At 69.9% G+C, this 22,819-nt stretch carries 21 protein-coding genes; 12 read left to right on the top strand and 9 right to left on the bottom strand.

All coding sequences use genetic code 11. The annotated features are described in order from the left end of the window. The first annotated feature begins 119 nt into the window (after positions 1–119). From MJ605_RS14025 to MJ605_RS13980, 10 genes are all read left to right on the top strand, one after another. Complete coding sequence (locus tag MJ605_RS14025; RefSeq protein ID WP_243042156.1) at positions 120–1,469, top strand: TCR/Tet family MFS transporter; 1,350 nt, start codon at positions 120–122, stop codon at positions 1,467–1,469. Beyond that, on the top strand, positions 1,466–1,972 hold the full coding sequence (locus tag MJ605_RS14020; RefSeq protein WP_243042155.1) for a DUF1993 domain-containing protein: 507 nt from the start codon (positions 1,466–1,468) through the stop codon (positions 1,970–1,972). Before MJ605_RS14025 ends, MJ605_RS14020 begins: the two co-directional genes overlap by 4 nt. A gap of 79 nt (positions 1,973–2,051) precedes the next feature. Continuing rightward, positions 2,052–2,705, top strand: a complete 654-nt coding sequence (locus tag MJ605_RS14015) for a DsbA family oxidoreductase (protein WP_243042154.1) — start codon at positions 2,052–2,054, stop codon at positions 2,703–2,705. Between the two features lie 114 nt (positions 2,706–2,819). Next, a complete protein-coding gene (locus tag MJ605_RS14010) occupies positions 2,820–4,469 on the top strand; it encodes an NAD(P)/FAD-dependent oxidoreductase (protein WP_243042153.1) in 1,650 nt (549 codons plus the stop codon). 6 nt (positions 4,470–4,475) lie between these two features. Then, positions 4,476–6,578 carry an ATP-dependent DNA helicase DinG gene (gene dinG, locus MJ605_RS14005; protein WP_243042152.1) on the top strand — a complete coding sequence of 701 codons (2,103 nt, stop codon included), beginning with the start codon at positions 4,476–4,478 and terminating at the stop codon, positions 6,576–6,578. Beyond that, a complete protein-coding gene (locus MJ605_RS14000; protein WP_243042151.1) occupies positions 6,575–7,138 on the top strand; it encodes a HutD/Ves family protein in 564 nt (187 codons plus the stop codon). The genes dinG and MJ605_RS14000 overlap by 4 nt, the downstream gene beginning before the upstream one ends. 138 nt (positions 7,139–7,276) lie before the next feature. Beyond that, positions 7,277–7,855, top strand: coding sequence for an NnrU family protein (locus MJ605_RS13995; RefSeq protein WP_243042150.1), 579 nt, complete (start codon positions 7,277–7,279; stop codon positions 7,853–7,855). Between the two features lie 70 nt (positions 7,856–7,925). Beyond that, positions 7,926–8,123, top strand: coding sequence for a hypothetical protein (locus MJ605_RS13990; RefSeq protein WP_243042253.1), 198 nt, complete (start codon positions 7,926–7,928; stop codon positions 8,121–8,123). Beyond that, entirely contained in the window at positions 8,124–8,717 is a 594-nt protein-coding gene (locus tag MJ605_RS13985) for a DUF938 domain-containing protein (RefSeq protein ID WP_243042149.1), read from the top strand. A 53-nt stretch (positions 8,718–8,770) separates the two neighbouring features. After that, positions 8,771–9,220, top strand: a complete 450-nt coding sequence (locus MJ605_RS13980; protein WP_243042148.1) for a YchJ family protein — start codon at positions 8,771–8,773, stop codon at positions 9,218–9,220. Between the two features lie 44 nt (positions 9,221–9,264). Here MJ605_RS13980 and MJ605_RS13975 read toward each other — a convergent pair whose 3' ends face one another. The 4 genes from MJ605_RS13975 to gltB form a co-directional block, all read right to left on the bottom strand. Next, positions 9,265–10,029, bottom strand: coding sequence for an NRDE family protein (locus MJ605_RS13975; protein WP_243042147.1), 765 nt, complete (start codon positions 10,027–10,029; stop codon positions 9,265–9,267). A gap of 56 nt (positions 10,030–10,085) precedes the next feature. Continuing rightward, positions 10,086–10,955, bottom strand: a complete 870-nt coding sequence (locus MJ605_RS13970) for a methylglyoxal synthase (protein ID WP_243042146.1) — start codon at positions 10,953–10,955, stop codon at positions 10,086–10,088. 173 nt (positions 10,956–11,128) lie between these two features. Beyond that, entirely contained in the window at positions 11,129–12,568 is a 1,440-nt protein-coding gene (locus MJ605_RS13965) for an FAD-dependent oxidoreductase (protein ID WP_243042145.1), read from the bottom strand. A gap of 136 nt (positions 12,569–12,704) precedes the next feature. After that, on the bottom strand, positions 12,705–17,150 hold the full coding sequence (gene gltB, locus MJ605_RS13960) for a glutamate synthase large subunit (RefSeq protein WP_243042144.1): 4,446 nt from the start codon (positions 17,148–17,150) through the stop codon (positions 12,705–12,707). A 368-nt stretch (positions 17,151–17,518) separates the two neighbouring features. Here gltB and MJ605_RS13955 point away from each other — a divergent pair, with 368 nt between their 5' ends. Beyond that, positions 17,519–18,715 carry a murein hydrolase activator EnvC family protein gene (locus tag MJ605_RS13955; RefSeq protein ID WP_243042143.1) on the top strand — a complete coding sequence of 399 codons (1,197 nt, stop codon included), beginning with the start codon at positions 17,519–17,521 and terminating at the stop codon, positions 18,713–18,715. A gap of 130 nt (positions 18,716–18,845) precedes the next feature. Then, positions 18,846–20,180: a S41 family peptidase gene (locus MJ605_RS13950; protein ID WP_243042142.1), complete on the top strand. Its 1,335-nt coding sequence runs from the start codon at positions 18,846–18,848 to the stop codon at positions 20,178–20,180. 40 nt (positions 20,181–20,220) lie between these two features. On the opposite strand, the gene MJ605_RS13945 is transcribed toward MJ605_RS13950, so the two are convergent. The 5 genes from MJ605_RS13945 to MJ605_RS13925 all read right to left on the bottom strand — a co-directional run bounded on the left by MJ605_RS13945 (position 20,221) and on the right by MJ605_RS13925 (position 22,794). Beyond that, a complete protein-coding gene (locus tag MJ605_RS13945) occupies positions 20,221–20,694 on the bottom strand; it encodes a cupin domain-containing protein (RefSeq protein ID WP_243042141.1) in 474 nt (157 codons plus the stop codon). Next, positions 20,691–21,458 carry a twin-arginine translocase subunit TatC gene (gene tatC / locus MJ605_RS13940; protein ID WP_243042140.1) on the bottom strand — a complete coding sequence of 256 codons (768 nt, stop codon included), beginning with the start codon at positions 21,456–21,458 and terminating at the stop codon, positions 20,691–20,693. Before tatC ends, MJ605_RS13945 begins: the two co-directional genes overlap by 4 nt. Beyond that, entirely contained in the window at positions 21,445–21,798 is a 354-nt protein-coding gene (tatB, locus tag MJ605_RS13935) for a Sec-independent protein translocase protein TatB (protein WP_243042139.1), read from the bottom strand. Before tatB ends, tatC begins: the two co-directional genes overlap by 14 nt. Before the next feature lie 15 nt (positions 21,799–21,813). Continuing rightward, positions 21,814–22,038: a Sec-independent protein translocase subunit TatA gene (gene tatA, locus MJ605_RS13930; RefSeq protein ID WP_243042138.1), complete on the bottom strand. Its 225-nt coding sequence runs from the start codon at positions 22,036–22,038 to the stop codon at positions 21,814–21,816. 66 nt (positions 22,039–22,104) lie between these two features. After that, positions 22,105–22,794: a lipid-binding SYLF domain-containing protein gene (locus tag MJ605_RS13925; protein WP_243042137.1), complete on the bottom strand. Its 690-nt coding sequence runs from the start codon at positions 22,792–22,794 to the stop codon at positions 22,105–22,107. Between the last annotated feature and the right edge of the window lie 25 nt (positions 22,795–22,819).

Genomic DNA, 22,819 nt, shown 5'->3' with positions numbered 1-22,819 from the left:
CTACGACGCCACACGCCCCCTCCCCCAAAACCCAACCCCACCCAAATCCTTACCGCAACCGCACACACCCCGTCACACGCAATCGGCTATCGTGTCGCCCTCGCCGCCAGCCCTTCCCCATGGACCAGCCAGCCGTCAACGAGCCTCCCTCGCGCCGCCGTGCCGCGATCGCGCTGATCTACGTCACCGTGGTGCTGGACATGCTGGGCTTTGGCATCGTGATTCCGGTGCTGCCGCACCTGGTCGAGCAACTGGCCGGCGGCGGCATCGCCAACGCGGCCTGGTGGGTGGGCGTGTTCGGCACGGTGTTCGCCATCGTGCAATTCGCCTTCTCGCCGGTGCAGGGCGCACTGTCGGACCGTTTCGGCAGGCGGCCGGTGATCCTGGTCTCCAACGCCGGACTGTCGTTGAACTTCGCGCTGCTGGCGCTGGCGCCGACGCTGTGGCTGCTGTTCGTGGCGCGCGTGCTGCTGGGCATGACGGCAGCCAGCTTCACCACCGCCAACGCCTATATCGCCGACATCACGCCCAAGGAGAAGCGCGCCGCCGCCTACGGCATCCTGGGCAGCGCGTTCGGGCTGGGCTTCATCATCGGGCCGGGCGTGGGCGGGTTGCTCGGCCATTACGACCTGCGCCTGCCGTTCTGGGTGGCATCGGCGCTGGCGGCCTGCAATTTCCTGTACGGGTTGTTCGTACTGCCCGAATCGCTGCCCAGGGAACGGCGCACGGCGCGCTTCGAACTGCATGCCGCCCATCCACTGGGCTCGCTGGCGCTGCTGCGGCGCTATCCGCTGGTGCTCGGCCTGGCGATCGTGATGTTCCTGGTCTATCTCGCCCATTACGTGCTGCAGACCACCTTCGTGCTCTATGCGGACTACCGCTATGGCTGGGGCACGCAGGCCGTGGGCTACGTGCTGATGCTGGTGGGCGCCTGCGACGGCTTCGCCCAGGCGGTGCTCACCCGCCGGCTGGCGCCGCGCCTGGGCGAGCGGCGGCTGATGCTGGGCGGCATGCTGTGCGGCGTGGGCGCCTTCCTGGTGATGGGCCTGGCCGGCAGCGGCGCGGTGTTCCTGCTCGGCGTGCCGCTGATGGCGCTGTGGGGCTTGTCGCAGCCACCGATCCAGTCGCTGATGACCCACCAGGTCGATCCCTCGGAGCAAGGGCGCCTGCAGGGCGCGATCAGCAGCCTGGCGAGCTTCGCCGGCATCTTCGGACCGTTCCTGTTCGCCCAGGTGTTCTCCTTCTCGATCTCCGATGCCTCGCCGCTGCATCTGCCGGGCCTGGCCTTCGTGCTGGCCGCCGTGCTGCTGGCGGTCGGCGCGGTGATCGCCCGGCGCGTTACCCGCCATGCGCACGACCTGGCCAGGCCGGCCGAATCCATCCGCGCGGAGGTGACCGCCGAGCTGTCCTCGGTGGCGCCGCTGCAGGGCCCCGTCAATCCCACTGAACCATCGGAACATTCCCCATGACCTTGTCGATGTACCACGCATCCGTCCCCGTCTTCCTGCGTGCCTTGCACAACCTGCAGCACGTGCTGCGCAGGGGCGAGGCGCATGCCGAGGCGCGCAAGTACGATCCCTCGCTGCTGCTGCAATCGCGCCTGACCGTGGACATGCTGCCGCTGACCCGCCAGGTGCAGATCGCCACCGACATGGCCAAGAACGGCTGCGCCCGCCTGGCCGGCGTGGAGCCGCTGAAGTTCGAGGACAACGAGACCAGCTTCGCCGAGCTGCATACGCGCATCGAGCGCGCCGTCGAGTACATCAAGAGCTTCAGGCCCGACCAGATCGACGGCAGCGAGACGCGCGCGATCACGCTCAAGACGCGTTCCGGCGAGCAGCACTTCGAGGGCCAGAGCTATCTGCTGCACTTCGTGATCCCCAACCTGTTCTTCCACTGCACCACCGCCTACGCGATCCTGCGCGAGGCCGGCGCGGACCTGGGCAAGTCGGACTTCATCGGCAAGGCCTGACCTCGCCCGCGCAGCCCGCCCTTGAGAATGGCGGGCTGCACGCCCACAACAGGGGGACTTGCACCCCACGGAGCTTCCCATGACCGCCGCCGCGACCCTCAAGATCGACTTCGTCTCCGACGTGGTCTGCCCCTGGTGCGCCGTGGGGCTGAAGTCGCTGGAGCACGCGCTGCGCAACCTCGGCGACGAGGTGGCGGTGGAGCTGCATTTCCAGCCGTTCGAGCTGAATCCGCAGATGGCGCCGGAAGGCGAGGACGTGGCCGAGCACCTGGCGCGCAAGTATGGCAGCACGCCGGCGGAAATGGCGCAGAATCAGGAGGCGATCCGCCAGCGCGGCGCGGCGGTGGGCTTCACCTTCAACATGGACAGGCGCACGCGCATCGTCAACACCTTCGACGCGCACCGCCTGCTGCACTGGGCCGCGCTGGAAGGCCGCCAGACCGAGCTGAAGCAGGCGCTGCTGGCGGCCTACTTCACCGATGGGCGCGACGTGAGTTCGCACGAGGTGCTGGCGGATGTCGCGGCCAGCGTGGGCCTGGACCCGGCCAAGGCGCGCCGCGTGCTGGCCGAGAACCGTTATGCCCAGGACGTGCGCGCCCAGGAACAGTTCTACCAGGCGCAGGGCATCCGCGCGGTGCCCTCGGTGATCGTCAACGACCGCTACCTGATCCAGGGCGGGCAGCCGGCCGAGGTGTTCGAGGAAACCTTGCGCCGGATCGCGGCCGGGAAATAAGGCGTCGCGCACAGGGTGCGCTCCCACAGGGCGGTCGCACCCTTGTGGGAGCGCACCCTGTGCGCGACACCCGGACATGCGAAAATACGCAGTCACCGCTATCCGCCGCCCCGCATGCTCCGACTCACCGATATCAAGCTTCCGCTCGATCACCCCGAAGGGGCCATCGAGGCCGCCGTGCGCGCGAAGCTGGGTCTGGGCAAGGAAGCGCTGCGTGCCGTCCACGTGTTCCGCCGCGGCTACGACGCGCGCAAGCGCGGCGCCATCCAGCTGATCTACACGCTGGACGTGGAACTGGCCGACGAGGCCGGCGTGCTCCGGTGCCATGCCGGCGACAGGCACGTGCAGCCCACGCCCGATACCAGCTACCGCTTCGTGGCAAAGGCGCCGGAGAACCTGGCCCAGCGCCCCATCGTGATCGGCATGGGTCCCTGCGGCCTGTTCGCCGGCTTGCTGTTGGCGCAGATGGGCTACCGGCCGATCATCCTCGAGCGCGGCAAGGCGGTGCGCGAGCGCACCGTGGATACCTGGGGCCTGTGGCGCCAGCGCAAGCTCGATCCCGAGTCCAACGTGCAGTTCGGCGAGGGCGGCGCGGGCACCTTCTCCGACGGCAAGCTGCACAGCCAGATCTCCGACCCGCACCACCACGGCCGCAAGGTGCTCAGGGAGTTCGTGCGGGCCGGCGCGCCGGAGGAAATCCTCTATGTCAGCAAGCCGCACATCGGCACCTTCCGCCTGGTGACGATGGTGGAAGCCATGCGCGCGACCATCGAGTCGCTGGGCGGCGAGATCCGCTTCTCCGAGCGCATGGAGGACCTGCTGGTCGACGCCGGCGCCGATGGCGCGCACCGGTTGCGCGGCGTGGTGCTGGCCAGCGGCGAGCGGCTGCTTAGCGACCACGTGGTGCTGGCCGTGGGCCACAGCGCGCGCGACACCTTCTTCAAGCTGCACGAGCGCGGCGTCCACATGGAGGCCAAGCCGTTCTCCATCGGCTTCCGCGTGGAGCACCCGCAGTCGATCATCGACCAGGCGCGCTTCGGCCCGCAGGCGGGGCATCCGATCCTGGGCGCCGCCGACTACAAGCTGGTGCATCACTGCAAGGGCGCGCATGAAGGCCAGGGCCGCTCGGTCTACAGCTTCTGCATGTGTCCCGGCGGCACCGTGGTGGCGGCCACTTCCGAGCCCGGGCGCGTGGTCACCAACGGCATGAGCCAGTATTCGCGCAACGAGCGCAACGCCAACGCGGCCATCGTGGTGGGCATCGAACCGGAGGACTTCGCCGACTTCGACGACAGCGGCAGCCCGCTGGCCGGCATCGCGCTGCAGCGCGCGCTGGAATCGCGCGCCTACGAACTGGGCGGCGGCGACTACAGCGCGCCGGGCCAATTGGTCGGCGACTTCCTCGCCGGCCGGCCTTCGCGCGAGTTCGGCAGCGTGCAGCCCTCGTACAAGCCCGGCGTGCATCTCACCGACCTCGCATCCGCGCTGCCGGCCTATGCGATCGAAGCCATCCGCGAGGCATTGCCGGCCTTCGAGCGCCAGCTCAGGGGCTACGCCATGCACGACGCGATACTCACCGGCGTGGAGACGCGCACCTCCTCGCCGGTGCGCATCCGCCGCGGCGAGGATTACCAGAGCCTCAACACACGCGGCCTGTACCCGGCCGGCGAAGGCGCGGGCTATGCGGGCGGCATCCTCTCGGCGGCGGTCGACGGCATCCGCGTCGCCGAGGCCGTGGCGCTGTCCATCAACGCGGGCCACTGACGGCGCATGCTGACCGACGCCACCAAGGACGCCATCCGCGCCGCCTACACGCGGCTGAAGGAGGGCCTGCCCGGCTTCCGCGCGCGCGCCTCGCAGGGGCGGATGATCGCCGAGGTGGCCAAGGCGCTGGCGCAGGAGGGCGGCGCCGCCGCGATCGAAGCGCCCACCGGCACCGGCAAGTCGATGGCCTACCTGATCGCCGGGGTGGAAGTGGCCCGCGCGCAGAAGAAGAAGCTGCTGATCGCCACCGCCACCGTGGCGCTGCAGGAACAGCTGGTGCAGCGCGACATCCCGCTCTATCTCAAGCTCAACGGCAGCGAGGCCAAGGTGGCGCTGGCCAAGGGCCGCGCGCGCTACCTGTGCCCGCGCAACCTGGCCATGGCGGCCAATAGCCTGAGCGAAACGGCGCAGATGGGCCTGGGCTTCGACGCCGACCTCGCGCTGTGGAGCAAGCCGCCGCAGGAGCGCGACAAGAAGGCGCTGTCCAAGCTGGCAGGCCTGTTCGAACGCGGCGAGTGGGACGGCGACATCGACGCCGCGCCCGAGCCGGTCAGCGACGTGCTGCGCCCGATGATCACCACCAGCGCCGGCGGCTGCACCGGCCGCAAGTGCATCCACTTCATGCAGTGCCCGTTCTTCGCCGCGCGTCGCGCGGTGGGCGACGCCGAGATCATCGTGGCCAACCAGGACCTGGTGCTGGCCGACCTCACCATGCCGCGCGAGGAGGACGGCTTCGGCGGCGTGATCCTGCCCAAGCCCGACGAGACGCTGTACATCTTCGACGAAAGCCATCACGTGCCGTCGAAGGCGATCGACCGCGGCGCGGCGGAGGTTTTCATGACCGCCGCGGTGCGCCAGCTCAGCCGGCTGGGTCGCCAGATCCACGCCGCCTATTCGCTGACCGACAAGGAAGTGATCGGCAAGCTGTCGCTCGATGCGGGCGACACGAAGCTGCAGGAACTGAGCGACGCGCTGGAAGAACTGGAAAAGGAGATCCGCCTCGGCTGGCTGCCCTCGCCGGACGAGGACGAGCCGATGTACCGCGGCTCGCTGGGCCAGTTGCCCGAGGCGTGGGTGGAGCATGCCCGCGCGCTCTACGTGTTCACCGCCGAGGTGGAGCGCTGGGTGGGCGCGGTGCGCCGCGCCGTGCTGGAAATGACCGAGGGCGGCCCCACCCACGAGGCCCTCTCGCGCGAGCTGGGCATCGCGCTGGAACGCATCGACCGCCAGGTGCGCACTTGGCGCGCCTGGTCCGCCAGCGATGGCGAGGACCATCCGCCGCTGGCGCGCTGGGTCACCCTGGGCGTGGACCAGCAACTGATCTGCCATGCCTCCTCGGTCTCGGCCGGCGGGCTGCTGCGCAGCGTGCTGTGGGGCAATGCCAGCGCGGTGGTGATGACCTCGGCCACCTTGAGCGCGGGCGGCAACTTCCGCGGCTTCGCCGATGCGGTGGGCCTGCCGGACGAGGCAGTGACGCTCAGCCTGCCCTCGCCGTTCGACCTCGCCGCGCAGGCGCGGCTGGAAGTGCCGGCGATGCGCGCGCTGCCCGACGCGCGCGAGGAACACGTGCAGGAGATCTGCGACTGGCTGGCCGACCACCTGGACTGGGACGCGGGCAACCTGGTGCTGTTCACCTCGCGCGCCAAGCTCGACCGCGTGCTGCAGAAGCTGCCGATCGAATACGTGCGCAAGGTGCGCGCGCAGGGCTCGCTGGGCAAGGCGCAACTGGTGGCCGAGCACATCGCCGACATCGAGGCCGGCAAGGGCAGCACGCTGTTCGGCCTGGCCTCGTTCGGCGAGGGCCTGGACCTGCCCGGCAAGCTGTGCGAGACGGTGGTGATCACCCAGCTGCCGTTCGCCGTGCCCACCGACCCGGTCGGCGCCACCTATGCCGAATGGCTGGAATCGCGCGGGCGCAATCCCTTCATCGAGGTCACCGTGCCCGACGCCACACGCCTGCTCACGCAGTATTGCGGCCGCCTGATCCGCACCGAGACCGATCGCGGCCGCATCGTGCTGCTGGATCGTCGCGTGGTCATCAAGCGCTACGGCGAGCGCATGCTCAGGGCGTTGCCGCCGTTCACCCGGGTGATCGAGAAGGTGGCATGAGCCTCCACATCATCCGCGCCGCCGAACTGGCACCCCAGCCGTGGAAGAACGGCAAGGGCGTGACGCGCGAGATCGCGCGCTTTCCCGCCAACGCCGGCGGCGAGGATTTCCTGTGGCGCGTCAGCATCGCCGAGGTGGACAGCGCCGCGCCGTTCTCCACCTTTCCCGGCATCGACCGGCAGATTGTGCTGCTGGACGGCGCGGGTTTCCATATGACGCTGGACAGTGAGCGCACCCATGCGTTGACCACGCCATTCGAACCGTTTGCATTCCCCGGCGAAGCACGCGTCGAGATCGCCATGGCCGGCGGCGCCACGCGCGACTTCAACCTGATGGTGCGTCGCGCCTGGGGACGTGGCGAGGTGCGTGCCTGCCGCGAACCGGGCCGCCATATGCCCGATCCTTCCTGCGTGCTGGTCTACGTGGCGCAAGGCACGGCGACCGTTGCCGGCAACGTGCTGCGGGCCGGCGATGCATGGCAGCCGGACCGCACCGCCTTCGAGCTGGCCGAAGCCGGGGTGGCGCTACTGGTCCTCGCGCAACCGCACGTATACCGCTGAATGCCTCCCTGTGGGAGCGCACCCTGTGCGCGACTGGCTTGCGCGACGACGTCGCTGATCGCCGTCGCGCACAGGGTGCGCTCCCACAAAACAAACTGCGTATGATCGGCCTGTTACGCCAACCTTCAAGGTGAGCCCATGACGTTGCTGATCCTCGGACTGCTGTTGTTCCTCGGCGCGCATTCCATCCGCATCGTCGCCAGCGACTGGCGCGGCCGCCAGCTCGCGCGGTTGGGCGAGAAGGGCTGGAAAGGCCTGTATTCCGTGGTCTCGCTGATCGGCCTGGTGCTGATCGTGTGGGGCTTCGGCCTGGCCCGCCAGCAACCGGTGCCGCTCTACGCACCGCCCCTGTGGCTGCGCCATCTCAATGCGTTGTTCACCCTGCTGGCCTTCATCCTGGTCGCCGCGGCCTATGTGCCCGGCAACCACCTCAAGGCCCGGCCCGGCCACCCCATGCTGGCGGGCGTGAAGACCTGGGCCTTCGGCCACCTGCTCGCCACCGGCATGCTGCACGACGTGCTGCTGTTCGGCGCCTTCCTGCTGTGGGCGGTGGTCGATTTCATCACTTCCCGCCGCCGCGACCGCGCAACCGGCGTCACCTACCCACCCGGCACGGTCCGGGGCGATGTCATCGTGGCGGTGGCGGGCGTGGTGGCCTGGGCGGCATTCGCCTTCTGGCTGCACGGGTGGCTGATCGGCGTGAAGCCGATGGGGTGACGACAGTCATCTACGCCATGCGACGGCGCTGCGCTACAGTGGCGCCGTTTCCGGCATGAGGGTCATCGCTATGGTCGGCTTCCTGCTCTGGCTGTTGCTGCTGGTGTTCTGCTGGCCGCTCGCGCTGCTGGCGCTGGTGCTCTATCCCATCGTGTGGCTGCTCCTGCTGCCGCTGCGGCTGCTGGGCATCACGGTGACCGCGGTGTTCGCCTTCCTCGGCGCGCTGCTGATGCTGCCGGCGCGCGTGCTGCGCGGCCGGCCGGCCTGAGTGGACAAGCCCAGCGCGCCGTCCTGCGAGCGCAATCGCGATCCCATCCTGGCGGTGCTGCGCGTGCAGTTCGCCGACCGACGGCGGGTGCTGGAGATCGGCAGCGGTACCGGCCAGCACGCGGTCTACTTCGCCGCCGCCATGCCTTGGCTCGCCTGGCAGTGCAGCGAACGCGCCGAGCACCTGCCCGGCATCCGCCTGTGGCTCGATGAGGCCGCGCTGCCCAACACGCCGCCGCCGATCGAGCTGGACGCAGGCAGCCCATGGCCTGCCGGGCGCTACGACGCCGTGTTCAGCGCCAACACGCTGCACATCATGAGCTGGCCCGAGGTGGAGCAACTGTTCACGCACCTGCCCGGCGCGACCACGGATGATGCGAAGCTCGCCGTCTACGGCCCCTTCAACTACGGCGGCCGCCATACCAGCGACAGCAATGCCGCGTTCGACCAATGGCTGCAGGCGCGCGGCGCGCATATGCGCATCCGCGACGCCGAGGCGGTGGACGCGCTGGCCGAGGCGGCCGGCTTCGAACTCGTCGAGGATGTCGCCATGCCGGCCAACAACCGCACCCGCGTGTGGCGGCGCCGCCGCTGAGCCGAAGTGGCAATTTGCGCGCGAAGGCGGCACGATGCGCGCATAAGGCGCCCATGAGGCGTCCCATCCCGGCCATGCGACCCTACGTCCAAGCGATCGACACGCTGACTCCCTGCCCCTGCGGCAACGACGCGGGCTACGCGCGATGCTGCGGCCCGCTGCACGATGGCGGCATCGCCGCGACCGCCGAGCAGCTGATGCGCTCGCGCTACAGCGCCTACGTGCTCAAGCGCGAGGATTACCTGCTGGCCACCTGGCACGACAGCACGCGCCCTGCCCACCTGAAGCTCGGCGCGCAGCAGCCCTCGCCCACCTGGCTGGGCCTGACCGTCAAGCGCCATGAAAGCGAGGGCGACCACGCCCTCGTGGAGTTCGTGGCGCGCCTGCGCTATGGCGGCGGCAAGGCACAGCGCATGCACGAGATCAGCCGCTTCGTGCGCGAGCACGGACGCTGGTTCTACGTGGACGGCGAGTTTCCCAACGCCAGGTCCGCCGGCGACTGAGCCGCGCGCTTCCCGCTTCTTCCCCTGTATTGCAGGGGAGGGAATCAATGCGCCGTCAGCGGTATCGCCGTCTCGCCTTCTTCGCGTCCCCACGGCCCGAAGCGCCGCTCCACCACCACGCCGCCGCCATCATGGCCGATCGCCACCACGGTGCTGGCGCGCGTGCCGTAGTGCTCGCCGCGAATGAAGGCGGACGACAACCAGCGTTCCCGCTCCAGGCCCACGCCGGTATCGGGCAATTCGTCGTCGGGATAGCCGTGAGGGTCCGCCAGCGCGGCGAACAGCGGGGCGAATGCGTCGTCGTTGCCCGCCGCGATCCACTCGTCCAGATGGCGCATCAGCGCGCGGGTCTTGGGCCAGGGCGTGTTGAAGTCCGCGTTGGACAGGCCGTGCACGCCCGGCGTCACCGCCTGCGCGCGCGGCTCGGGGCGATTGCCGAGGTAGTAGGCGCGGTGCGTGTCGAAGGTCAGCAGGTTGAAGGGACGGTAATCGGCCGCCGTGGCCAGCAGTGCCTCGGCATGGGCCGTGGCGTCGGCGGCGCCGGCCAGGTAGTCCAGCGCCAGCAGTCCGCGCGAGCGGCCGTGCTGCGGATCGCGCGGATCGCGCACGTTGGTCACCACGCTGCAACGCCCATCGTCGGTGACGCCCAGCCAGGTGCCGCCAGCCTCCAGGTCCTTGCCGGCCACGATGGGCGGGCTGTCCCAGCGCACCAGCGGCAAGCTGGGCCGGGCGTGGAATTCATCGCGGTTGCCGATCAGCACCAGCCGCCAGCGCGGATGCCGGTTCCAGGCAAAGGCGATCACGCACATGGGTTTCTCCTTGGCATCGGACGACCGGCGCACAGTATGGACCGGCGGCGCCAGCTTCAGCGCCGGGTCCGCTGTTGCGCCGCCTCGGCCCAGCGGGCCGCCACCTTGGGCGAGGTCATGCAGACGGCCGTGTCGGTGCGCGTGGTGACGGCGCGTTCGAGCAGCTGGATATCGGCCTCGTGCTGGCGCGCCACGTGCGGGTCCTCGAAGAAGATCGCGCGCTGGCAGCGACGTTCCAGCACCAGGTCGGCGATCTGCGCGTCGCCGCCCATCGGGCCGCTCTGGTAGCGCTCCACCCACGGCAGGTCGCTGGGCCAGCCACGGCTCCAGGCCAGTTCGTTGAGGCGCTGGCCGGTGGTGCCGGTCGCCACGCGATGGGCGAAGCGCGCGAGTACGTCGAAATGCTCGGCGGCATAGGCCAGCATCTGCGGCTTCATCGCGTCGTGGGCGATCAGCGCGAGTGTCTGCGTTTCCAGGGCATGGAACGCATCGGCGCCGCGGTCGGGCGCCAGGCCGGCGTGGATGCGTTCCATCTCGATCCAGTCGCGCGCCGAGGCCACGGTGGAGATGAAGGGCTTGCCGTGGATCACGCACTGGCGCTTGAGCGCCACCGCCTCGGGAAAGATGGACGAGGGATCGACCGGATCGATCAGGTAGATCGCGCCATCCAGCACGCGACCGCCATCCAGCCCCACCACCTCGGCCACCAGCTTCATCAGGCCGCCCTCGCGGCCGTACGGGTAGCCACGCAGCTCATCGTAGCCGGCCAGGAAGCCGGTGCGCTGGATCGCATCGAAGGTGCGTCCGACCGCATGCAATCCCAGGCCCAGCTCGCGGATGCCGCCCTCGCAGGCGCGCAGCCAGCGGAACAGCGCGGCGTCGGCATGGGCGTGATGCAACTGGTTGGCGGCAAGGCCAAGGCGCATGGGTATCGTTCCGAGGAAAAGGGATCGCCAGGGTAGCGGCATGCGCATGGGAGCGCATCGGGCAAGCGCCGTCCCTGTAGGGGCGCACCCAGTGCGCGACCGGCCTCGCGATGGTCTGCGATCCCGCGGCCGCGCACTGGGTGCGCTCCTACATCAGGGAGAGGGACTGGACGTCAGGCGTGCGCCAGCGCGGGCGCGTCCGCCGTCTGCAGCATGCGCACGATGGAACCGGCCGCCTCGCGGCCGTCGTAGACCGCGCGCACCACCAGGTCGGCGCCGCGCACGTTGTCGCCGCCGGCGAAGATCTGCGGATGACTGGTCTGGTGCGGCAGCGCGCCATCAGCGCCGGTGACCACGCGGCCGCTGCCATCCAGCGCCACGCCGTGCGAGCGCAGCCAGTCGGGCGGGCTGGGCAGGAAGCCGAAGGCCTGGATCACCACGTCGGCGTCGATCACGTATTCGGTGCCCGGCACGTTCTGCGGGCGCAGGCGGCCCGTGCCGTCGTCGGTCAGGGCGGTCTCCACCACCCGCACGCCGCGCACGTTGCCGCGCGCGCCGCCGAGGATCTCCAGCGGCTGGCGCTGGAACAGGAAGGTGACGCCTTCCTCGCGGCTGTAGTTCACCTCGCGCGCGGAGCCGGGCATGTTGGCCTCGTCGCGGCGATAGACGCAGGTGACGCTGGCCGCGCCCAGGCGTATGGCGGTGCGGTTGCAGTCCATGCCGGTGTCGCCGCCGCCCAGCACCACCACGTGCTTGCCGCGGAAATCGAAGGACGGCGAGGGCGACTCGTCGCGCAGCAGGCGCTCGGTATTGGCGATCAGGAACGGCAAGGCATCGTGCACGCCATGCAGGTCGCGGCCCGGCAGCCGGGCGTCGACGTAGGTGTAGGCGCCGGTGCCGATGAACACCGCGTCGTACTCGTCCAGCAACTGTCCGAACTCGATGTCGCGACCCACCTCGCGGTTCAGCAGGAAGCGCACGCCCATGCCTTCGAGCACCTCGCGGCGCGTGCGCACGATGGCCTTGTCCAGCTTGAACGGTGGGATGCCGAAGGTGAGCAGGCCGCCGATCTCGCCCTGGCGGTCGTATACGTCCGCCGCGACGCCGGCGCGGCGCAGGCGGTCGGCACAGGCCAGGCCGGCGGGACCGGCGCCGACGATGGCCACGCGCCGGCCGGTCTCGCGTACCGCGGAAAGATCCGGCCGCCAGCCCTGGCGCAACGCCTCGTCGGTGACCCAGCGCTCGATGCTGCCGATGGTCACCGCGCCGAACGCGGTCTGCTCCAGCGTGCAGGCGCCTTCGCACAGGCGATCCTGCGGGCACACGCGGCCGCAGATCTCCGGCAGCGGATTGGTCTCGTGCATCAGCGTGGCCGCCTCGAGCAGGCGATCTTCCCGCACCAGCTTCAGCCAGTTGGGAATGTAGTTGTGCACCGGGCAGGCATGCTCGCAGTACGGGTTGCCGCAATCGATGCAGCGCTCTGCCTGGGTACCCGCCTGCGGCCCGGCGAAGTCGCCGGCGATCTCGCCATAGCCCAGCACGCGGATCGACACCGGCACCGTGCGCGGCGTCTGGCGCTGGACGTTGAGGAACTGAAAGAGCTTGTCGGTCATGGGCTGCGCGGGCATCGGGAATGGGGGATAGGGAATCGGAAAAGCTCGGAATCGGGACGTTTTCGCAAGCCCGCGAGGACTCGCCGATTCCCGATTCCCCATTCCCGATGCCCTGGGCGCGGTGACAACCGCGCCCTCACGCCGCGCTCCTCAATTCTTCGGCCAGCGCCGCCAAACTGGCCGCCTTGGGCTTCACCAGCCAGAACTTGTATTGCAGGCCGCGGAAATCGGCCAGGATGCGGCGGCCCCATTCACTGCCGGTCAGTTCCACGTGGCGCTCCACCAGGCCGCGCAGGTGCTGCATGTAATGCTCCATGCCCTCCGGCGAGATGCGCAGGATGTCCACCAGTTCGTGGTTGTAGCAGTCCACGAAGGTGCGCTCGATGTCGAGCACGTAGGCGAAGCCGCCGGTCATGCCCGCGCCGAAGTTGAGGCCGACGCGGCCCAGCACGGCGACCACCCCGCCGGTCATGTACTCGCAGCAGTGGTCGCCCGCCCCCTCCACCACCGCCAGCGCGCCGGAGTTGCGCACGGCGAAGCGCTCGCCCGCGCGGCCGGCCGCGTACAGCTCGCCGTCGGTGGCGCCGTACAGGCAGGTATTGCCGATGATGGCGGCCTCCTGCGTGGCGAACGGCGAATCGGCGGGCGGGCGCACCACGATGCGGCCGCCGGCCATGCCCTTGCCCACGCCGTCGTTGGCCTCGCCCACCAAGTCGATATGCACGCCGCCCGCGTTCCACGCGCCCAGGCTCTGCCCGGCGGCGCCGTTGAGCTTGAGCACGATGGGCTGGCCGGCCATGCCGTGGTCGCCCCAGCGGCGCGCCACCTCGCCGGACAGCCGCGCGCCTATGGCGCGGTCGGTGTTGGCGATGTCGAAGGCAAACTCGCCGCCGCTGCGGTTCGCCACCGCCTCGCGCGTGGCGGCGTGGATGCGCGTGGCCAGCGCCGCCTCGTCGCGCATCGGGTTGCGCGGCAGCGTGCAGGCGAAGTCCACCGACGAGGCCAGCGCCCCGTCGCCCAGCAGCGGCTTGAGGTCGAGCTTGTGCTGCACCGGCGTGGTGCCCTCCGCCTGCACCAGCAGGTCGGCGCGGCCGATGAGCTGGTCCAGGCTGCGCGCGCCCAGCCGCGCCAGGTGCGCGCGCACGTCCTCGGCGATGAAGCGGAAATAGTGCATCACCATCTCCGGCAGGCCGATGAAGTGCTCCTTGCGCAGCACCGCGTGCTGCGTGGCCACGCCGGTGGCGCAGTTGTTGAGATGGCAGATGCGCAGGTACTTGCAGCCCAGCGCCACCATCGGGCCGGTGCCGAAGCCGAAGCTCTCCGCGCCCAGCATCGCGGCCTTGACCACGTCCAGGCCGGTCTTGAGGCCGCCGTCGGTCTGCAGCCGCACGCGGCCGCGCAGGTCGTTGCGGCGCAGGGTCTGCTGCGTCTCGGCCAGGCCCAGCTCCCACGGCGTGCCGGCGTACTTGATCGAGGTGAGCGGGCTGGCGCCGGTGCCGCCGTCGTGGCCGCTCACGGTGATGAGGTCCGCGCCCGCCTTCACCACGCCCGCCGCCACGGTACCCACGCCCGCATGGCTGACCAGCTTCACCGAGATCAGCGCCTCGGGGTTGACCTCCTTGAGGTCGTGGATCAGCTCGGCGAGATCCTCGATGGAATAGATGTCATGGTGCGGCGGCGGCGAGATCAGGCCGATGCCGGGCTTGGCATAGCGCAGCCGCGCGATGGTGCTGTCCACCTTGTGGCCGGGCAGCTGGCCGCCCTCGCCGGGCTTGGCGCCCTGCGCGATCTTGATCTGCAGCACCTCGGCGTTGACCAGGTACTGCGGGGTGACGCCGAAGCGGCCCGAGGCCACCTGCTTGATCTTGGAGGTCTTCTCGGTGCGGTAGCGCGCCGGGTCCTCGCCACCCTCGCCGGAATTGCTGCGCGCGCCGAGCCGGTTCATGGCGATGGCGAGCGCCTCGTGCGCCTCCGGCGACAGCGCGCCCAGCGACATGCCGGCCGAGTCGAAGCGGCGCAGGATGCTTTCGGCCGATTCCACTTCCTCCAGCGGCACCGGCTCGCCCAGCGGCCGCGGCGACAGCAGGTCGCGCAGCGCGGACGGCGGGCGATGGTCCACATGGTCGGCGTAGACGCGGTAATCGGCGGCATTGCCCGTGCGCACCGCCTTCTGCAGGCTGGCGATCACGTCCGGGTTGTACATGTGGTACTCGCCGCCGTACACGAACTTGTACAGGCCGCCGGCGCGCAGCGGCAGCGCGTCGCTCCACGCCTCCGCCGCCAGCAGGCGCTGGTCGTGCTCCAGGTCGGCGAAGCCGGCGCCGCCGATGCGCGAGGGCGTGCCGGGGAAGCACAGCTCCACCACCTCCGGCGCCAGCCCCACGATCTCGAACAGCTGCGCGCCGCGGTAGCCGGCCACGGTGGAGATGCCCATCTTCGACAGGATCTTCATCAGGCCCTTGCGGATGCCGCGCCGGTAGCTGCGGCCCACCTCCAGGCGGTCGTTGGCGATATGGCCCTCGCGGCCCAGCTCGAACAGGCTCTGGTAGGCCAGCCAGGGGTAGATCGCGGTGGCGCCGAAGCCGAGCAGGCAGGCGAACTGGTGCGGATCGCGCGGCGTGGCCGTCTCCACCAGGATGTTGCATTGGCAGCGCAGCGCCCGGTCGATCAGGTGCGCGTGCACCGCGCCCACCGCCAGCAGCGAGTGGGTCGGCAGCAGGCCGCGCTGCGGATAGCGGTCGCTCAGGAACACCAGTTGGCAACCCTCGCGCACGGCCTGCTCCACCTCGCGGCAGAGCCGGCGCAGCGCGGCCTCCAGCCCTTCCTCGGGCGCATACATCAGGTCGAAGCGCGGCGTGCCGGCGAACTGCGGGAACGCCAGCAGCTGGCGCAGCTTGCGCTGGGAAAGGATGGGCGAGTTGATCAGGATCTGCCTGGCGTTCTCCGGCGCCAGCTCGAACACGTTGGCCTCCGGGCCGATCTGCGTCACCAGCGACATCACCAGCTTTTCGCGCAGCGGGTCGATCGGCGGATTGGTCACCTGCGCGAAGGCCTGGCGGAAGCGGTCGAACAGCGGGCGCACCTGGCGCGACATCGCCGCGACCGGCGTGTCGTCGCCCATCGAGCCGGTGGCTTCCTGCTCCAGCTCCACCATCACCTTCAGCACCGTCTCGCGCTCCTCGCGCGAGAGGCCGTAGAGCTTCTGGTAGCGGCGCAGTTCGTCCTGCGGCAGCGGCTCGGCAGCCAGCGAGGGGTCGATCAGGTCCGACTCCAGGTAGCTCACGCCCTCGCGCAGCCAGTCGCGGAACGGCGCGCGGCGGCGGTTGATGTCGTCGATGTCGGCGTCGCGCAGCAGGCGATGCGCCTTCAGGTCCACCGCGATCATCTCGCCCGGCGCCAGGCGGCCCTTGGCCACCACCCGCGAGGACGGCACGTCCCACAGGCCCGCCTCGGAGGCGACGATCAGGTGGTTGTCCGCCGACAGCGCCCAACGCGCGGGACGCAGGCCGTTGCGGTCCAGCGTGCAGGCCGCGTAGTGGCCGTCGCACATCACCAGGCCGGCCGGGCCATCCCACGGCTCGCTGTGCAGCGCGTAGTACTCGTAGAAGGCGGCGAGGTCCTCGTCGATGCCCTCGCGCGCGGCGAACGCCGGCGGCACCAGCACGCGCATCGCGGCGAGCAGGTCGAGCCCGCCGGCCAGCAGCACTTCCAGCGCATTGTCCAGGCTCTCCGAATCGGAACCGGTCTGGCGCACCAGCGGCCCGAGGTCGGACAGGTCCAGCAGCGGCGAATGCAGGATCGATTCGCGCGCCTGCATCCAGCGGCGGTTGGCGCGGATGGTGTTGATCTCGCCGTTGTGCGCCAGCAGCCGGAACGGCTGCGCCAGCCGCCACTGCGGCGTGGTGTTGGTGGAGAAGCGCTGGTGGAACACCACCGCGTCGGCGGCGAGTGCCGGATGGGAAAGATCGGCGAACACCTCGCGCAGGCGGCCTGGTGCCGCCATGGCCTTGTAGCCGACCACCTGGGCCGACAGGGTCACCACATAGAAATGCGCATCGTCCGCCAGCGCGGCCTCGGCGCGGCGGCGTGCGCGGAACAGCGCGCGCTCGAACTGGCCCTCGTCCATCGCACGCGCGGGCTCCGCGAACACCTGGCGCACGCGCGGCATCGCGGCGGCGGCCAGCGGACCGCAGGCCCCGGCATGGACGGCCACGTCGCGCCAGCCCGCCACGCGCAGGCCTTCCTCGCCAAGGCGCTGCTCCAGCATCGCCGCGGCGGACTCGCCGCCCTGCGGGTCGAGGAACACCACGCCCGCGGCGAACTGCTCGCCCAGCGCGATGCCCGCCTCGTCGGCAAGCGCTTTCAGCCAGTCCAGCGGACGATGGAAGAGCACGCCGCAGCCATCGCCGCTCACGCCGTCGGCGTTCACGCCACCGCGATGGGAAAGCTTGGCCAACGCCGAGAAAGCGGTATTCACCACCCATGCGTTCGCGTGCCCGTCGACGTTCGCGACCAGGCCGAAGCCACAGCTGTCGTGCTCAAACGCAGCGTCGTAAAGCGTCGCTGGTACTGCCTGCGCCATCTCGCCTCCCCGGCCGATGGATGAGGACACGTGGTCCCAGCAGTGCCAAAGGCGCTGCTGCCACGTATCCGAGTGTGGCTTCGACTACACCACAACTTGATGCGCCGCGTCAAAGCAATCTATACGTCCAAATGAAAGTTTCACATGGAAGCATGGCTTGTCCGCAGGACAACGCGCGCATCCTGCCCCGGGCGACGTATCGGCCCGGTTAGCGCGAAGTGACAACGACGGTACGCCGGCTCCTTTCCGGCGATCCATCGATGCGCCCTGCGCCTCCGCGCCACGGGGCGTAAAGACGCGATGAGCCCCCGGGACGCCACCGTCTCAGCGGCTCGCGCGCCGTCGCCGTGCTCTGTGATAATCCTCCGATGCCCAAACCCGTCCATCCTGCCTCCCCCCTTGCCTGCGCCGCGGCCGGCGCGCTCGCCCTCATCCTCGCCCTCCCGCCCGCATGGGCGCAGGACGGCAAGACCCGCGCCGAGCAGGCTGAGGCGCAGAAGAAGCTATCGGACGTGCGCAGCAAGATGGAGGCCCTGGCCAAGGCGCAGGCCGAGACCGCCGCCAGGCGCGACAGCGCCACCGCCGAGCTGGCCAGGCAAGCCAACGCCGTGGCCGGCGCCGCCAAGGCTGTGCGCGAGACCGACGCCCAGCTGGACGCCAAGCAGAAGGAGCTGGAACAGCTGCAGGCCCAGCGCGCCGAGCTGCAGAAGAACCTCGAAGGCCAGCGCGCTGCCATCGCCGACCTGCTGCGCGCCACCTACGCCCTGGGTCGCGGTTCGGACCTGCGCCTGCTGATGGGCGATGACGACGTGGCCCGCATCGCCCAGGCGCTGGCCTATTCGAAGTATTTCCAGGAGGACCGCGTGGCCCGCGTGCAGAAGCTGATGGGCGACCTGGCGCGCCTGCAGGACCTGGAAACCCGGATCACCGCCGAACAGCAGGCGCTGGAGGCGACCCGCGCCCAGCGCCAGGCCCAGGCCAAGGCGCTGGAGCAGCAGCGCGCCGCCCAGGCCCGGCTGGTGGCCGACACCGACGCCCAGTACAAGGACCAGGCCTCCCGGCTGGCCGCGCTCAAGCAGAACGAAGCCTCGCTGAACCAACTGGTGGACAAACTGCAGAAGGCCATCGACGAGGCGGCCCGCGAGGCCGAGCGCGCCGCCAAGGCGAATGCCGGCAGCGCCGCGCCGCCACCCGGCAAGGGCCTGGTCAATATCCGCGGCAACCTGCCGTGGCCGGCCAGCGGCGTGGTCAACAGCTACGGCAACGGCGTGCTTATCAAGGCGCCGGGCGGCAGCGAGGTGCATGCGGTGGCGGCCGGACGGGTGGTCTACGCCGCCTTCCTGCGCGGCTACGGCATGCTGGTGATCGTCAGCCACGGCAACGGCTGGATGAGCATGTACGGCAACAACGAAACACTGCTGCGCGGCGTGGGCGATCAAGTGTCCGCCGGCGAGGCGGTCGGCACCGCCGCCGCCCCCACCGGGGTCAATACCGGCGTCTATTTCGAGCTGCGCCAGGCCAACAAGCCCGTGGACCCGCGCACGTGGCTGAGCCAGCGCCGTTGACGCCGGGCATGCGGCGTCGCAGGCTAGGCTGCCTGCCATAGCATTGAATTTCAGCGACATCCGGCGGTCCAAGCTGTCATCGAGCCTCGCCGCCGGCCGCGCCCCCATCGTTCCCGGAGTTTCCCATACCATGCGGTTTCCCACTTTGAGCCTGGCCGTCCTGCTGCTGGCGGCACCGCTGGCGCAGGCCCAGACCGCCCCCGGCAAGCAGGCCGCTCCCGCCGCCGCCGCGTCGGCGTCCACGCCCGACCGGGTCGACCTGGACGACATCCGCAACTTCAGCCGCGTCTATGAGATCGTGCGCCAGGCCTACGTGGAGCCGGTGGACAACAAGACCCTGATGAAGGCCGCCATCAGCGGCATGCTCAGCGGCCTGGACCCGCACAGCGAATACCTGGACAAGGACGGCCTGGCCGAGCTAAGCGAGGACACCACCGGCCAGTACGGCGGCCTCGGCATCGAGGTGTTGCAGGTGGACGGCACGCTGCGCATCATCGCCCCCATCGACGACACGCCGGCCGCCCGCGCCGGCATCAAGCCGGGCGACACCATCGTCAAGGTGGACGGCAAGCCGGTGGACTCGGAGAACATCGACGAGATGTTCAAGGAGCTGCGCGGCGACCCGGGCACCAAGATCACGCTCACCGTCCTGCACGAGAAGAGCGACAAGCCGGTGGACATGCCGATGGTGCGCGAACGCATCTCGGTCACCAGCGTAAAGACGCGCGAGATCGAGCCGGGCTACGCCTATATCCGCATCAGCCAGTTCCAGGACGACACCGCGCCGGACCTGGAAAAGAAGCTGGGCGAGCTGATCCGCAAGAACGGCCCGCAGAAGGGCGCCATCCTCGACCTGCGCTCCAATCCCGGCGGCCTGCTCACCGCGGCGGTGGGGGTGAGCGACGACTTCCTCGACGCGGGCACCATCGTCACCACGCGCGGGCGCCTGCAGGATTCCAACCTCAGCTTCGAGGCGCATCCGGGCGACCTGCTCAATGGCGCGCCGATGGTGGTGCTGGTGGACAACGGCACGGCCTCGGCGGCGGAGATCGTCTCCGGCGCGCTCAAGGACAACCGCCGCGCGCTCATCATCGGCCGGCGCACCTTCGGCAAGGGCGTGGTGCAGACGGTGCTGCCGCTGGACGCCGACCACGCGGTGAAGATCACCACCGCGCGCTACTACACCCCCAGCGGCACCTCGATCCAGGCCGAGGGCATCAAGCCCGACATCGCACTGGCCGACCTGGCGGTGAACAAGGCCGACAGCGCGCCGAGCCTGATCAGCTCCGAGGCCGACCTGCCCAACCACCTCGCCAACGAGGACGGCCAGAAGCACGACATCGACAACGACGGCAGCGCCGAGAACGCCAAGCTGGCCACGCAGGACTACGCGCTGTCGCAGGCGCTGAACGTGCTGAAGGGATTGGTACTGAACCGCGTGGCGCCGGCGGCCTCCAAGCACTGAACCCCCGGCCTCCTCTCCCCGGCGGGGAGAGGGCGCAAGGCTAGAACCCGATCTCCGGCGCCAGCCCGGCCAGGTGGCCTGCCAGCGGGTCGTCCTCGGCCAGCAGCTCGAACCGGTCGTATTCGAAGCCCGGCGCCACCAGGCAGGTCGCCAGCGCATAGCGGCCCAGCGGCCGCGCCGCCTGCCACGCGCCGGCCGGCACCACCGCCACCGGCGTCCGGCCCTCGGCCAGCGGCCCCAGGCAGCGGCGCTCCAGGCGCTTGTTCCCGGGGTCGTAGATCAGCAGCTCCAGCGGTTCGCCCTCGACGAAATGCCAGGCCTCCTCGGCGTCCACGCGGTGCCAGTGGCTGAATTCGCCGGCCTGGAGCAGGTAATGGATGGCGCTCATCGCGGGACGCCCGCCACCGGCGGCCTTCAGGGACGGGTGGAAGCGGTGGTAATACCCACCTTCCACGTGCGGCTGCAGCTGCAGCAAGGTTTTCAGCTCCGCGATGCGGGCCGCGGCATCGCTCATGCCGCCTCGGCCTTCTTGGCGGGATGCAGCAGCCAGCGCACCGCCAGGATGCCCAGCTCGTAGAGCAGGCACATCGGAATGGCCAGCATGATCATCGAGGTGATGTCCGGCGGCGTGATGAAGGCGGCGATGGCGAACGCGCCAACGATGGCATAGCGGCGCCCGCTGCGCAGCTGGTCCAGGCTCACCGCGCCGATCGCGGCCAGGATCACCACCGCCACCGGCACCTCGAAGCACAGGCCGAAGGCGAAGAACATCAGCATCACGAAATCCAGGTAATGCGTGATGTCGGTCATCATCTCCACGCCCTGCGGCGTCACCGCCGTGAGGAAGCGGAACGCCGCCGGCAGCACCAGGAAATAGGCGAACGCGCAGCCCAGGTAGAACAACAGCAGCGCCGCCACCAGCAGCGGCCGGGCCAGGCGCTTCTCGTTGCGGTACAGCCCCGGGCTGACGAAAGCCCACAGCTGGTAGACCACCACCGGCATGGCGATGAACAGGGCGGCGTAGAACGCCAGCTTCAGCGGCGTCACGAACGGACTGGCCACTTCCGTGGCGATCAGGTGCGCGCCGGCGGGCAGGCGCGACACCAGCGGCGCGGCCAGCTCGGTATAGAGCCGGTTGGCGAACGGGATCAGCGCCGCCAGCACCACCAGCACGGCCACGATGGCACGCAGCAGGCGCGAGCGCAGCTCGATCAGGTGCGAGAACAGGCTTTCTTCCAGCCCGCCGTCGTCGGGGCCTTCCAGTTCAGGCGCCGCCATGCGGAGTCTCCTTGGCCGCTGCGACGTCGGCGACGGCGGCTTCCGGCGATGGTGCCGGGGCCTCCGCCGAGGCGCCGCCGGTCGGGCGCATCTTGCGCAGGGTTTCGTCCAGCTCGGCCTGGGCGGCCTGGGCCCGCGCGGCGGCCTCGCGGGCCTGGCGGCGGATTTCCTCCACCTGCAGCTCGCGCTCCACCTCGGCCTTCACGCTGTCCCAGCCGGTGCGCACGCGGCGCATCAGCGCACCGGCCGTGCGCGCCGCCTGCGGCAGCTTTTCCGGGCCAAGCACGATCAGCGCGACGAGCGCGAGCAGTATCAGCTTGCCGAAGCTGATCTCGATCATGGCCCGCCAACCGGCTTACTTGGACTCGGCGGCGTCGTGCTGGCTCTGGGTCTGGTTGGCGCCAGCCGGCGGGTCGGCGCGCAGGCGTTCGGACGGGTCGCGCTTGTCTTCGTCGCCATCCAGGCCCTTCTTGAAGTCGCGCACGGCCCCGCCCAGGTCTCCGCCGATATTGCGCAGCTTCTTGGTGCCGAAGATCAGCACGACGACGACGAGCAGGATGAGTAGATGGGTGATGCTCATGGATCTGGCCTCGAGATGTCTGGACGGCGGAACGATCCCGTCGCGCTGCCGCGCCGCCGCTCCACATCAGCGCTGAGTGTACTCCTCCAGGCGGTCCCTGAAATCGACCACCGGGCCGGGCACGTTGCCGACCCCGCCTTCGAAGATGCGGCGCGGCGTCACACCCTTTCCGTAGATCGCCTCGTTGGCGTCGTAGTCGATGCGCAGCGCCGAGCCATCCAGGGCCACGCCGGCGAACAGGCCGCGCGAGCGGGAATAGGAGTAGATCTCGGCCTTGAACTGGCTGTCGGTGGAGGCGGTGGCCGTACGGCCCACCGGGCCGGCCGCCGCCGCCGCGTCCGCGCCCAGAGTGAATTTGCCGTTGACGATGCTGTCCACGCCACGCTGGGTACGGAACACCAGGATCACGTCGGTGGACGATGCGCCGGCCTGGAAACCCACGCTGCCGCCGGTCATGGTGATGAAGCTGGGGTTGGACCAGGTGCCGTCCGGCCCCTTGACCGAGATCAGGCCCTCGCCGCGGCGGCCGCCGAACACGAAGCCGACCTTGAGCAGGTCAGGGATCACCGCGATGGCCTTGGCCTCCTTCAGCAGGTCGGTCGGGATCGACTTGTCCGGCGCCTCCATGATCTCCTTCAGCACGCGCACCGCGTTCTGCGCGCGCACCAGCGGCGGGTCCTCCGCATGGACCGCCGCCGCGGGCAGCAGCAGGACCGACAGGGCGAGCAATACGCGATGCAACGATGCCTTGAACATGGACGACTCCTGGAACATGAATTCG

The sequence above is a fragment of the Dyella sedimenti genome, from assembly GCF_022760995.1.
GTDB classification, from domain to species: domain Bacteria; phylum Pseudomonadota; class Gammaproteobacteria; order Xanthomonadales; family Rhodanobacteraceae; genus Dyella; species Dyella sedimenti.
Note: the sequence above shows the minus strand (reverse complement) of the source record. Positions and strands in the feature narration are given on the sequence as shown.

Excerpts from the sequence above, each read along its gene's own strand:
- MJ605_RS13965 (WP_243042145.1), bottom strand. The coding sequence starts at position 12,568 with ATGACCGACAAGCTCTTTCAGTTCCTCAACGTCCAGCGCCAGACGCCG.
- MJ605_RS13925 (WP_243042137.1), bottom strand. The coding sequence starts at position 22,794 with ATGTTCAAGGCATCGTTGCATCGCGTATTGCTCGCCCTGTCGGTCCTG.
- MJ605_RS14000 (WP_243042151.1), top strand. The coding sequence starts at position 6,575 with ATGAGCCTCCACATCATCCGCGCCGCCGAACTGGCACCCCAGCCGTGG.
- MJ605_RS13990 (WP_243042253.1), top strand. The coding sequence starts at position 7,926 with ATGGTCGGCTTCCTGCTCTGGCTGTTGCTGCTGGTGTTCTGCTGGCCG.
- MJ605_RS13980 (WP_243042148.1), top strand. The coding sequence starts at position 8,771 with ATGAGGCGTCCCATCCCGGCCATGCGACCCTACGTCCAAGCGATCGAC.
- MJ605_RS13995 (WP_243042150.1), top strand. The coding sequence starts at position 7,277 with ATGACGTTGCTGATCCTCGGACTGCTGTTGTTCCTCGGCGCGCATTCC.
- MJ605_RS14015 (WP_243042154.1), top strand. The coding sequence starts at position 2,052 with ATGACCGCCGCCGCGACCCTCAAGATCGACTTCGTCTCCGACGTGGTC.
- dinG (WP_243042152.1), top strand. The coding sequence starts at position 4,476 with ATGCTGACCGACGCCACCAAGGACGCCATCCGCGCCGCCTACACGCGG.
- MJ605_RS13945 (WP_243042141.1), bottom strand. The coding sequence starts at position 20,694 with ATGAGCGATGCCGCGGCCCGCATCGCGGAGCTGAAAACCTTGCTGCAG.
- MJ605_RS14020 (WP_243042155.1), top strand. The coding sequence starts at position 1,466 with ATGACCTTGTCGATGTACCACGCATCCGTCCCCGTCTTCCTGCGTGCC.
- gltB (WP_243042144.1), bottom strand. The coding sequence starts at position 17,150 with ATGGCGCAGGCAGTACCAGCGACGCTTTACGACGCTGCGTTTGAGCAC.
- MJ605_RS13975 (WP_243042147.1), bottom strand. The coding sequence starts at position 10,029 with ATGTGCGTGATCGCCTTTGCCTGGAACCGGCATCCGCGCTGGCGGCTG.
- MJ605_RS13955 (WP_243042143.1), top strand. The coding sequence starts at position 17,519 with ATGCCCAAACCCGTCCATCCTGCCTCCCCCCTTGCCTGCGCCGCGGCC.
- MJ605_RS14010 (WP_243042153.1), top strand. The coding sequence starts at position 2,820 with ATGCTCCGACTCACCGATATCAAGCTTCCGCTCGATCACCCCGAAGGG.
- tatB (WP_243042139.1), bottom strand. The coding sequence starts at position 21,798 with ATGATCGAGATCAGCTTCGGCAAGCTGATACTGCTCGCGCTCGTCGCG.
- MJ605_RS13950 (WP_243042142.1), top strand. The coding sequence starts at position 18,846 with ATGCGGTTTCCCACTTTGAGCCTGGCCGTCCTGCTGCTGGCGGCACCG.
- tatA (WP_243042138.1), bottom strand. The coding sequence starts at position 22,038 with ATGAGCATCACCCATCTACTCATCCTGCTCGTCGTCGTCGTGCTGATC.
- MJ605_RS14025 (WP_243042156.1), top strand. The coding sequence starts at position 120 with ATGGACCAGCCAGCCGTCAACGAGCCTCCCTCGCGCCGCCGTGCCGCG.
- MJ605_RS13970 (WP_243042146.1), bottom strand. The coding sequence starts at position 10,955 with ATGCGCCTTGGCCTTGCCGCCAACCAGTTGCATCACGCCCATGCCGAC.
- tatC (WP_243042140.1), bottom strand. The coding sequence starts at position 21,458 with ATGGCGGCGCCTGAACTGGAAGGCCCCGACGACGGCGGGCTGGAAGAA.